The organism is Paenibacillus illinoisensis NBRC 15959 (assembly GCF_004000925.1).
Lineage (GTDB): Bacteria > Bacillota > Bacilli > Paenibacillales > Paenibacillaceae > Paenibacillus > Paenibacillus illinoisensis.
In genome coordinates this window covers 231075-243342 of record NZ_BIME01000001.1, presented here as the reverse complement: position 1 = coordinate 243342, position 12268 = coordinate 231075, and the positions used below count along the sequence as shown (strand labels likewise).

The following is a 12268-nucleotide window of genomic DNA, read 5'->3' as shown; positions in this document are numbered from 1 at the left end:
ATTGACATAGGTGAAGATGAGTTGCCTAGAAAACAGCGAAGACCCTGATATAAACCGGTTTCAACTGAATGATCTGAACCTCTGAGGTTAAAATGGATGCTGTACACACAAAAAAGACCTAATCCAGTTGGATTGGTCTTAACAGTGTTCATGGAATTTTTTAGTTACTCAAGTGCTGCACGAGCATCTCAACGAATCGTTTGGCGAATTTCAGATCGCTTTGAACGGTAACGTGATCTTCTTCTGAAGCCAGACTCATTTTCTGCAGCATACTCATCATGGATACAAAGATAAAATGGGCAGTGTTAAGGGGATCAGGATCAGGCTTCAACGTACCATCTTTATATCCGGTCTCCAGAGCATCTAACAGGAAATGTTGTTCCTTTTTACGTTTGATAAACAGATTGTATTGTTCTTTCAATTCTTGGCCTGAATTATAGGCTTCATAATGCAGGTCGAATAATAATACGAATTTGATATAACCGAGATGAGTGGAGGCGTAATTTACCCAGGCTTCAAGCATGGAAGCAAGCATCTCTTGGCCGCTCATTCCTGGTGAAGCAGCATTCTTCACGTATCCGGTCATACTCTCCAGAATCTCCACTTGGACCGCCAGAATCAGTTCGTTCATGGATTGAAAGTGCTTGTAAAAGGTAACACGGCTTATTCCGGCTTTGCTGCATACATCTTTGATATTCACATTAAGGAAGCTCTCCTTCATGCATAATTCTTTGGCTGCTGCAATCAGAGCTTCCCGGTTTTTGTTTTTAAAATTTTGGTGCCAGTTCTCAGTCATAGGAGATAACCTGTTCCTTCACATGGTTTTTTTTGCATCGTCAGGACAAGGACGAGCCCAAGAATAAGTGCACCAACACTATAAGGAATATGAATGTGTTTGTCAAACAGTAGTCCAGCAAACAGGGTTTAGAAATGTTCCCTATGCTGGAATAGGTTGTATTCAATCCTGCAGCACATCCCTGACGGTCTCCGGCAGAAATGGCGACCATAGCTCTCAAGAAAATATGAATATATTTACATGTAATTTACATAAACATGCAAAAATCAACATGTTCCTCTCGTATGATAATAGCTGGCTAATCTAGTAATCATGTATGAAATAGCGCTAGATGCACATTATTGCTTATTGAGAGGAGAACATGATGATTAACCCATTGTACAAAAAGGTTCTGGCCATCCTGCTATCAGTCGCACTGGTTATTGGATGGTTTGGGGGACTGGGCTCAGCACCAGTAGTTAAAGCAGCGGAGACGGTTGAACCTCAAGCAGACATCTTGCTTAGCAAAAATTCAACGTGGAAGTATTTTGATCAAGGTCAGGATTTAAAATCGGTATGGCAGGCTGTCTATGAAGACAATACATGGGCAGTAGACAATGCTCCTTATGGTTACAAAGACAATGGTAGCGGCATAACAACGACATATTTCGGACCGCTTCAGACAGAAGTGGACTATGGTGGAAACGAAGATCTGAAACACCGGACTACATATTTTCGGACAACGCTGACAGTTAACCAGGAACAAATCCAAAATTATGGTCAAATTCTGGGTACTTTCGGCATTGACGACGGTGCTGTTCTGTATGTTAATGGCACGGAAGTTCGCAGATTCGGCATGCCTGATGGTGAGATTAACTATTCTACCAAAGCAACATCTTCGAAGGATCTGCCGGTTATGTATACCGATGTGGATCTGACTGAACCGCTTCAAACGCTCCTGCATGACGGGGAGAATATCATTGCAGTAGAGGTCCATCAGCAAAGCGATGGAAGCTCGGATCTGTACTTTGATATGGAGCTGAGAGCGTTAGCTGAGGCACCGACAATCGATATTAGCAAAGTAACAGCGACGTTCTATGGTGATGCTAAATCAAGTAAGGGATTTACCTGGTATACTCCGCTTGCTTCGACCAATAGTCATGTGCAAGTGGTCAAGAAACAGGATGGACCTCCTGATTTCAGCGCGGGACAAACGTTTAATGGTGAAGCTATAATCTCCAGAAACTCTCCGGGAGAAATGGTTCATAAAGCAGAAGCTACAGGACTTGAAGCAAATACTTCATACTACTATCGCGTAGGTGACGAGAGACTAGGCCTCTGGAGTGAAACAGGGGAGTTCAAAACAGCTCCGATTGACGGAGCATTTACCTTTGTTGACTTAACGGATACGCAAGCGAAGGATGAGGAAGAGGCCCGTTTATCCGCGGCTACGCTGTCGAAGGCACTCGCTACCGTTCCGGATGCAGAGTTTGTCGTTCACAACGGGGATGTTGTCGAGAATGGGACCTCGGAACAAGAATGGAACTGGCTGCTTGGTTATTCTCAAGAGGATCTGATGAGAACGACAATTGTACCTTCTCCAGGCAATCATGAGAACAAAAACTATGCATTCTATGATCATTTTAATGTAAAACAGCCGGAGAATGCGGCGACGATCACAGGTGCTTATTATTCCTATGATTACAGCAATGCACATTTTATCGTACTGAACTCCAATGAAAATTCGACGGATTATGCGAACTTCTCGAACGAACAAGTGGAGTGGATGAAGCAGGATGTGGAGCAAGCCAAATCTGCTGGAGCTGAGTGGATCATCGTTAATATCCACAAAGGACCGTATACAACGTCCAATCATGCGACCGACAATGATATCATCGGTGAGAACGGGGTTAGAAATAAAATTGCCCCGCTCATGAATGTGCTTGGCATCGATCTTGTTCTGCAAGGACATGATCACATCTATGCTCGGACCAAACCGATTAAGCAGGATGGAACAGCAGAAGAAGCTTCCAAAATTGAGGAATCATTTAAAGGACAAAGCATTGAATACACGGTTAATCCGGACGGAACCATCTATATGATTCCAGGTACGGCAGGAGCCAAGGTATACTTCAAAAATACGAAACCTGAACTGGGTGAAGCTTACTTTAGCCTGTTTGATCGAGCAGAAGAGAATCATGCCCGCGTGTATGGAGATACAACGAGCGCAGCCAGAGGTCAGGTGCAGAATTTCACCTCACTGACTGTTGATGGCGGCAAACTTACAGCAATCGTTTATGAAATCGATCAACACCAAAATAATGCTGAACCTTTTGTCATTGATACATTCGGAATTACCAAGGACACACAATCCAATGATGAGCAAGTGAGCAAGGTTACGGTTACGTTTAATGGAGATCCAACCACTAGCAAAGGATTTGCCTGGTACACATCCGAACAAGTCACAGGAAGTGACCTTCAGGTCGTAGAAAAAACAGCAAATATCGCTGACTTCTCCAGTGCAATCTCTTATGAAGGACGTTCCGACCGCTCCGTCAATTCGCCTACTGAAGTTGTACACAAAGCGGAAGCAACAAATCTGAAGCCAGATACGCTATATTCCTTCAGAGTGGGCGAAGCTTCCAGCAATACGTGGAGCAAGACGGGCACGTTCCGTACAGCGCCGAAGACAGGAGCCTTTACATTTATTGATCTGGCCGATACGCAGGCGAAGGAAGAGGATGAAGCGATCCTTTCCTCCGAGACACTGGACAAGGCTCTTGCTACCATTCCGAATGCACAATTTGTGGTGCACAATGGAGATATTGTTGATAAAGGTGTTAAAGAAGAGCAATGGAACTGGCTTCTTGGTCATTCTCAATCAAGCCTTCTGAATACAACAATCGTTCCTTCGGCGGGTAATCATGAAGATGAAAACTTCGCTTTTATCGATCATTTCAACCTGGATGTACCGGAGAACTCGGCAACAGAAACAGGGGCTTATTATTCGTACGATTACAGTAACGCACACTTTGTGGTGCTGAATTCAAACGAGGATTCAGAAGAGTATAACAATTTCTCGGCAGAACAGGTTCAGTGGCTGCAGGACGATGTAAAAGAAGCTCGCAAAAACGGAGCAGATTGGATCATCGTCAATATTCATAAAGGTCCTTATACAACGTCCAATCATGCGACAGATTCGGATATTATCGGACCAAACGGGGTTCGTAACAAAATTGCTCCGCTGATGGCAGAACTGGAAATCGACTTTGTGTTACAGGGGCATGATCATATTTACGCCCGCACCAAACCGATTGATAAGACCGGAAAAGCGAAAGATGCTGTCAAGATTACGGAGACATTGAACGGTAAGAAGATTGAATACGCGGTGAACCCGGATGGCACCATTTATCTAATTCCAGCAACAGCCGGACCGAAAGTGTACTACAAAAATCAGGATCCTGTTCTTGGGGATGCGTATTACAGCTTGTTTGAGTTGGCAGAAGAAAATCATGCTGCAAAGTATGGAGCAGATCCAAATGACGATCGTCGTCCGAAACGGGGGCAGGTTCAAAACTTTGTGGGCATCACCATCGACGGGAACAAGCTTACAGCGGTAACGTACGAAATTGATCAGAATATTAATGATGCAAAACCGTTTATTATTGATCAATTTGGCATGATCAAGAAATCGAATACAGAAACGCCGAATCCAGGACCGGGTACATCCAACCCTGGCTCAGGTGGCAGTTCTGGAAACAATGGCGGGTCCGGAAGCAGTGTCCCAACACCTGGAACAGATTCTGAGACGACGCAGTCCGGAACAGAACAGGGAGGCAAGCCGGATACCAGCAATCCGGGTCAATCTGGCGGTGGCAATGAGAATGTACCACAGCTGAAAGATACGGAAGGACACTGGGCGAAGTCGCTCATCGATCAAGCTTTGACTGCAGGGTTTGTACAAGGCTATGGCGATGGAACCTTCCGTCCGAATCAAAAAGTAACCCGGGCGGAGTTCATTACCATGCTGGGCAGAGCCATGAAAATGAATACAAGCAGCACAGTAACCACGTATACCGATGCAAAACAAATTCCAATCTGGTCTGCTCCATACATTGTGGAAGCAGCTTCAGCAGGCATTATCAGTGGATACACGGATGGCTCCTTTAAGCCGAATAAACCACTGAACCGTGCTGAAATGGTAACCATGATTGCTCGTGCAAGCAGCACACCGGAAGGCTCCACGGCTTCGCTTTCTTTTGAAGACCGGAATCAGATTCCTGAATGGGCAGCGCCGTACGTGGCTTCCATGGTTGAGGCCGGCTTGATTGACGGTATAGGCGGTAATCGATTTGCACCAATGCAAACGGCAACGCGGGCTGAATCGGTCAAATTAATCTTAAGTCTTCTGGACGAAAACTAAATATTCGTTGGTAGTCTGCCTGACCCTGCACGGTTATTTACCTGGGGTCAGGTTTTTTTGTGTAACAAAACGATCCTTCTATTTAAATTTCACAGATAGGTAATCCATTCTCTGATACAATGATAGACAAGTGCGGTTAACCCTTAATTAGGAGTTGAAATCATGTTGCCCATTATTAACTTGCAAGGAGTCTGGAGAATGCAGCTTGACGAGAACAAGCTGGGAATTAATTTTCCGTATGACGACACGATTATCATGCCAAATACAACGTCCCATGCCAGAAAGGGAAAGAGAAACGAGCTGGCTGAGGTTGGGGCGCTCACAGACGAATACGCTTTCGAGGGTTGGCTCTGGCTGGAGCGGGAGTTCGAGGTTCCGGAGGAATTGGAAGGAAAGTACTGCTGTCTGCATCTGGAGCGAACACGGGTTACAACAGTCTGGGTTGATGATATTCCACTAGGTACACGTAACAGTCTCAATACGCCCCATGAGTATGTGCTTAAGGAAGGGCTCTCTGCCGGTACACATACCGTTAGGATCAAGGTGGACAACACGAGCTACCCAACCAAAGGCGGGCATATGACCTCCAAGGATACACAGACGAACTGGAACGGCATTACGGGCAAACTGGAATTGAAATTCAGCAATGAAGCACGTATGAGTGATTTGCAAATTTACACTGATGCGATGCATAAATCGATAACGCTTTCGGTAAAATTGGATGGAGTGCTACAGAACACCGAAATTGCAGTGTCTGCCAAAAGTTTCGCCATTGATGAACAAACTTCCGGCCTAGAAGAAGGTGTACATGAAGTTGCCGAGCGGATGTACCCCGTTGATCATAACGAGATGAGTATCTCTTATCCGCTCGGGGATAAAGCGCTCTTATGGAGTGACGATGCACCTCATTTATATAAGATTGCCATCACGTTGCGCGAAGAGAATGGGAGAATCATTGATGATCGTGACATCGTAATTGGACTGCGGGATTTCAAGGCTAGTGGAGACAAGTTTACAATCAATAATCGGCCAACCTTTTTGCGCGGCAAGCATGATGGATTGATCTTCCCGTTAACGGGCTATGCACCAACGGACGTAAACGAGTGGGTGAGAATCCTCGGCATTTCGAAATCCTACGGTATTAATCATTATCGTTTCCATACTTGTTGTCCACCTGAAGCAGCATTTGTTGCAGCCGATCTGCTGGGAATCTACATGGAACCCGAGCTGCCATTTTGGGGAACGATTACGGATGAGAGCGATGCGAACCATAACCAGGCAGAACAGGATTATTTGATTGAGGAAGGCTTCGCCATTCTGCGCAGCTTCGGGAATCATCCTTCATTTGTCATGATGTCACTGGGGAATGAGTTGTGGGGGAGCAAGGAAAAGCTAAGTGCCATTCTGAAAGACTATAAAGCATATGATCAGCGCCATCTATACACGCAAGGCTCCAACAATTTTCAGTTTACCCCGGTTATTCTGGAGGAAGAAGATTTCTTCAGTGGTGTGCGGTTCTCCCGCGACCGGTTGATCAGAGGTTCCTATGCGATGTGTGACGCTCCGCTGGGTCATGTTCAAACCGATCTGCCTGGTACAATGAAGGATTATGATGAGCACATCTACCCTCAGCAGCACTCTGGACTAGAGGATTCCCATTCGCAGGAACAGGAGATTCAGATCCAATACGGAACAGTCTCCAAAACCGTGAAAGCGGCTGCAACAGACAAGGAGCTTATTCCGCATCTTCCTGTGGTCTCTCACGAGATTGGACAGTATGCCATGTATCCGGATTTTGCGGAGATTGAAAAGTATACAGGCTCGATCAAAGCACATAACTTTGAAATCTTTCGAGAACGATTACAGGCCAAGGGCATGGGGCATCTCGCTGAATCATTCTTCCGTGCCTCAGGTCAATTGGCCGTAGACTGTTACAAGGAAGAGCTTGAGGCAGCTTTCCGATCCGAGCGACTTGCAGGCTTTCAACTGCTTGATTTGCAGGACTTTAGCGGACAAGGGACGGCTCTTGTTGGCATATTGGACGCATTTATGGACTCGAAAGGTTTAATTAGTGCGGAAGAATGGCGAACCTTCTGCTCGGATGCTGTCCTTTTGGCTCGCTTTGAGAAGTATAACTATGCTGCTCGTGAGACATTCAACGCTTCGGTAGAATTGAGTTACTATCGTCCGGTCCCTCTGAAAGGGGAATCGTTGCGATGGGAATGTACTCAAGGAACCAACGTTATATCCGAAGGAAAACAGCTCATTACCGAGGATCACATGAAGCCTTACCAGAAGCTTGGGAACATCCAAGTAACTCTGCCAAGTGTAGAGAATATGACTCAGGTAACGTTAAAGTTGTCCATATCGAATACGGACATTTATAAATCCTATAACATTTGGGTCTACCCTGAGCAAGAGGATCGTCAGTTTGCTGATGCGCCTGTGTACAAGGAGCTGACAGATGCAGCGCTGCAGAGGTTGGAAGAGGGAGGCTCAGTTCTTCTGCTGGCTTCTCCCGGACAGGTTAGCAACGCTATTGAGGGCTTATATAGTACTGATTTCTGGTGTTATCCCATGTTCCGGTCCATCTCGGAAAGCATGAATAAACCTGTTCCGGTGGGTACACTTGGTTTGCTGATTCAGAATGATCATCCGGCTCTTCAGCATTTCCCGAGCGAGATGCACTCCACTTACCCATGGTGGAATATTGTCACCCATTCAAGCTCCATCATTTTGGACGACCTTCCGGCTGATTTACAGCCGATTGTGCAAACGATCGATAACTTTGAGCGTAATCATAAGCTCGGACTGTTATTTGAGTGCAAAGTAGGCAGCGGCAAAGTGTTAGTTGGGGCACTGGATTATGACCAGCTGCTTAGTCAGATCGAAGGGCGACAATTTATTCACAGTCTGCTGCAATATATGGAAAGTGATGATTTTCACCCGACGCACGATATGACTGTTAATGCATTGAATCAGCTGTTGTTTAAATAAAATGGATATAGGAAAGACCGTCTCTTGTGACAGTCTTTCTTTTTTTGCCGCACACATTAACCAAAAATTATGCCGAATATCTTGAGGAACGAAACTTCATAATACATTAGTCTGCGTAATGGGACAGCCAAAAATAACAGATTAATTGGAGGTAATTCAACATGCAATTGCAAAATCATCAAAACATTGAAACAGGAACGATCCCACCACAACTCAACCATGGCGGTCATGAGATGTTTGATGTTCATGAGGTGCTTGCTGGAGCCATCAATACGTTAAATACCTATACGATGCTGAGTCAACATGTCCAAGATCCGGAACTGCGCGATATTTTGCTGCGTCAAAAGCAATTCATGTCCGAAGAATACAACATAACGCTGGAATGCTTCAGAACAGGACAAGATCCATCCAAACCGACGCAAAGCTATAAGATGTCACAAGACAACGACTTCACATATGGCATGAAACCAAGCCAACCGAAGAAGCCTATGCTCTCTGCAACTGAAATTTGTGATCAAAGCATCTCTTTGAGCATGTTAAATGCTGTGAAATCGGGAGCAGTAATGAAAACAACGGCTGCGCTTGAATCGACAAACCCGGTGGTGCGTCGTGTACTGGCAGATTCGCTGCCAAACTGTATCGAGATGGCATATGAGATCTCCATTTATCAGAATAAAAATGGTTTCTATCAGGTGCCGCAACTGCCTCAGCAGGACATGCAGCAAATGCTGAACGGGTTCGCGCCATCCATGATTGCATCACAAATAGGTGGAAACTTGCAGCACTAATCTGTAACGTGTAGAACCAGACCCCATAGAGGACATGATCATGTCTACTATGGGGTTTGTCATGCGCTTTGTTCATATACTTAAATATTAGATATTAACTTAAGCAGTTTTTGATCCGAGGTGATCTATATAAAAGAACACCCGGCTGAACGCCAGATGTTCCTTTGTAGGGTACAGATCTTAAAGTTACAAAAAGATAAGCAATAATGTTCCCGCAATAAAACAGTAGTACGAGAAATATTTCAAATTTCCTTTGGCCATAATGCCCATGAACCATCTCATTGAGAAATACGTGACTACGAGTGTCGTTATGAAGGCAATCAGATAAGGAATGGCAAGCTCTGACCGATTGGGATCGTTTGCGATGTCGGATGCTCCCAAGACCAGACCACCCAAGCTAATTGGGATATAGAGCATAAAGGAGAATCTCAGGGCCGTTTCCTGCTTCATGCCGACCGCTATGGAAGCTATTACGGTTGCTCCGGAACGGCTGATCCCCGGAATCAGGGCTACGGCTTGAGCCAATCCAACGAGAATCGCATCTTTGGTAGACAGATCTCCATCACGTTTACGGCCGCGCAGATTGCGAATGAGCCATAAGGCAACACCGGTAACTAATAGAGCAATGGAAACGGTATGTACGGAAGCGAATACTTCTTCAATACGATCCTTGAACAGCACTGCAGCGAGTGCTGCAGGAATCGTGCCGATAACAATGTATAACACAAACATAAATTCTGCCCTGTATTGTTGGTCACGTGTACGAAGGTATTGAACTGCGCCAACCATCAGCTTTTTGATATCTTCACGAAAGATAAAAACAATAGCTATTAGTGAAGCTGTGTTGGTTAGAATTTCAAACGATAATCCGTTTTGTTTCATGCCCATCAGCCGCTGTGCAATGATCAGGTGTCCGCTAGAAGAAACTGGGATTGGCTCCGTTACTCCTTGGACCACACCCAAGAACAAATACTTCAACCACAAAATAATGTCTTCCATCTTCTCCTCCTTGACGTTGTTTCCAGAAAATATACATAGGTTTTCATTCTCTCATGATCATAGCTTGTTCCCTTGTTGGGTTGCAAGTTTTAATATAAGTCATGCAAGATTCACTTGAAATCATTGGTTGATTCTTAGGGAGATGAGCGGCTATACTAGACCATATCTTTTGAATTGAGGTGAAATGAATGTCTTACCGTATCGTTCGAAGTAACTAGTTTTCGGGCCGGATCAAAACGCGTACCGGCTATCAAGGGGGACGTCTGCCCATTTGATCGCATGAAACTGGAAACTTTGGATGGTGCCCAGGCAATCATTTTGTTCGCAGGCCAGGACACATCAGATCTATGGAACCTACAATGACCTTCTCATAGAGAAGGACTTGCACAGGTCCGTGACTGAACTCGTCCTGGCCTTTTTTTCATTTTAAAAGATAAAGGGGCAGGAGAACGGTGTTAAAACAATGTTTATTCCAATTAAAATGGTGGATTTTCCTATACATTGCCTTAGGCTGGGCCATTCAGCTATTCAGCAGCCTGGGGATATTCCTCTTCCAGAAGATATTGGATACGGCAATTTTGGTTAATCGGATGGACGAGATGATCCATTTGATCATGATCTACGGAGCATTTCTTGTGGGGACGGTCATTCTGAACTACATGGATGAGTACCCGAGCGTTTATCTGTCCAAACGGTTGACCGAGCAATTGAAGATCATGGCACTAGCCAAAATAGCAAAAATCGACTATCAGGCCTACCAAAACGTGGGGACTGGACAAATGATCAAAGTCATTGAAAATGGTGCAGAAGCAGGGAATGAGATCATTTATGGTTTTTACCTTAAAACAATGCATGAACTGCTGCCGACGATTTTGTTCAGTCTGCTGTTTATCAGCTTCTACGATCCACGGATTATGATTGTTATTGCGGTGGGTTATGTCGTCGTTTTTGGAGTAACGAACCTGATCTTGAAATTTCTGTACCGAATGAAATCAATGATATTGAATGAACAGGAGTCCATCTCCAGATATTCAATACGCGGATTCATGGAACTGGTCGTATTTCGGACGAACAAACGATATGAGAAGGAAATGGCGAAACTCAGCGCATCAGCACGGCTAATGATTAACAAAAGCGCGCAGCTGCGGATGATCCATGAAGCTTTTTTTGCGATATTTGAGGTGTTTATCACCGTCATTAAGCTTGTCATCCTGTTCTTTGGGGTTAACAGTGTTATTACAGGAGACTCCTCCATTGGCGTTATTGTGGCATTGTTTCTTTTTATAGAAAAGATTTACTCACCTATCGCCATATTCAATGTGCTGTTCGTGGATTATCGGCTGAATCAAGTGACCTATAAGCGGTTTGAAGCATTCATTCAAGCTCCGGAGGACCGCAACCTGGATCGTGGTCATGAAGTGATGGGACTCAAGGGGGATGTGGATTTTCGCGACGTGTCATTCGGTTATGGTAAGAACAGCATCTTACATGATATCTCGCTGACCATTCCTCAAGGGTCTTCCTTAGCATTGGTTGGCATGAGTGGGAGCGGAAAATCAACGTTGATCAAGCTGTTAACCGGACTGTTAAAAAAGAACACCGGCAAACTGCTGGTGGACGGCGTGGATATCGACGAGCTGAAGCTGAATAGCTACTATGACCATATCTCATACTTATCACAGGAGACGCCAATCTTCGATGCGACCATCCGGGACAATATTTGTTTTGATCAATCGGTTTCGGATGAAGTTCTCTACGATTTGTTGGATAAAGTTCATCTGAAAAATACAATTCTAAAATGGCCGGACGGATTAAACACGCTTGTTGGCGAGAGAGGGTTAAAGTTGTCTGGCGGGGAACGTCAGCGGCTTGCCTTTGCCCGAATCCTGATACAGCGCAGAAACGTGTTGATTCTGGACGAACCAGTGTCGGCTCTGGACAATATTACGGAGAAAAGCATTATGGAAACGATCCTGAAAGAGTTCAGCGGCAAAACGGTCATTATCGTGGCACATCGATTGAACTTCATCCGGCAGGTCGATCAGATCGTGGTTATGGACCAAGGAAAAATTGCCGGTCACGGACCTTTCGATAAATTGATTCAGAACTGTGAACCATTCCGGGAGCTGTGGCTAAGAAAGGACGTAGAGCAAGCTTTGCAGCCGATTGAATGATGGTGGTGGGTAGATCCGTTTCTTATATAGCTTAGGTTCGGATTGTTCCAGAACAGATGAGAAGATAACAATAAAAAAGGATTTCCGTCATTGGACGGAAGTCCTCTTTTTA

6 protein-coding genes are annotated in these 12268 nt (G+C 45.0%); 4 read left to right on the top strand and 2 right to left on the bottom strand.

Going from position 1 to position 12268, the window contains the following annotated elements; all coding sequences use genetic code 11:
- Nucleotides 1-160: 160 nt before the first annotated feature.
- Complete coding sequence (locus tag PIL01S_RS00970; protein WP_127535863.1) at nt 161-796, bottom strand: TetR/AcrR family transcriptional regulator; 636 nt, start codon at nt 794-796, stop codon at nt 161-163.
- A 364-nt stretch (nt 797-1160) separates the two neighbouring features.
- On the opposite strand from PIL01S_RS00970, the gene PIL01S_RS00960 reads away from it, so the two are divergent.
- The 3 genes from PIL01S_RS00960 to PIL01S_RS00950 all read left to right on the top strand — a co-directional run bounded on the left by PIL01S_RS00960 (nt 1161) and on the right by PIL01S_RS00950 (nt 8983).
- Nucleotides 1161-5198: an S-layer homology domain-containing protein gene (locus tag PIL01S_RS00960; RefSeq protein ID WP_127535862.1), complete on the top strand. Its 4038-nt coding sequence runs from the start codon at nt 1161-1163 to the stop codon at nt 5196-5198.
- A 162-nt stretch (nt 5199-5360) separates the two neighbouring features.
- Complete coding sequence (locus PIL01S_RS00955) at nt 5361-8195, top strand: glycoside hydrolase family 2 TIM barrel-domain containing protein (RefSeq protein WP_127535861.1); 2835 nt, start codon at nt 5361-5363, stop codon at nt 8193-8195.
- Nucleotides 8196-8356: 161 nt separating this feature from the next.
- A complete protein-coding gene (locus PIL01S_RS00950) occupies nt 8357-8983 on the top strand; it encodes a spore coat protein (RefSeq protein ID WP_127535860.1) in 627 nt (208 codons plus the stop codon).
- Nucleotides 8984-9169: 186 nt separating this feature from the next.
- Here PIL01S_RS00950 and PIL01S_RS00945 read toward each other — a convergent pair whose 3' ends face one another.
- Complete coding sequence (locus PIL01S_RS00945) at nt 9170-9982, bottom strand: undecaprenyl-diphosphate phosphatase (protein ID WP_127535859.1); 813 nt, start codon at nt 9980-9982, stop codon at nt 9170-9172.
- Between the two features lie 452 nt (nt 9983-10434).
- Here PIL01S_RS00945 and PIL01S_RS00940 point away from each other — a divergent pair, with 452 nt between their 5' ends.
- Complete coding sequence (locus PIL01S_RS00940; protein ID WP_127535858.1) at nt 10435-12156, top strand: ABC transporter ATP-binding protein; 1722 nt, start codon at nt 10435-10437, stop codon at nt 12154-12156.
- The last annotated feature ends 112 nt before the right edge of the window (nt 12157-12268 follow it).

What these genes read in the sequence shown, in the direction of transcription:
- PIL01S_RS00970 (WP_127535863.1), bottom strand. Translation starts at nt 796, where the DNA reads ATGACTGAGAACTGGCACCAAAATTTTAAAAACAAAAACCGGGAAGCT.
- PIL01S_RS00960 (WP_127535862.1), top strand. Translation starts at nt 1,161, where the DNA reads ATGATTAACCCATTGTACAAAAAGGTTCTGGCCATCCTGCTATCAGTC.
- PIL01S_RS00955 (WP_127535861.1), top strand. Translation starts at nt 5,361, where the DNA reads ATGTTGCCCATTATTAACTTGCAAGGAGTCTGGAGAATGCAGCTTGAC.
- PIL01S_RS00950 (WP_127535860.1), top strand. Translation starts at nt 8,357, where the DNA reads ATGCAATTGCAAAATCATCAAAACATTGAAACAGGAACGATCCCACCA.
- PIL01S_RS00945 (WP_127535859.1), bottom strand. Translation starts at nt 9,982, where the DNA reads ATGGAAGACATTATTTTGTGGTTGAAGTATTTGTTCTTGGGTGTGGTC.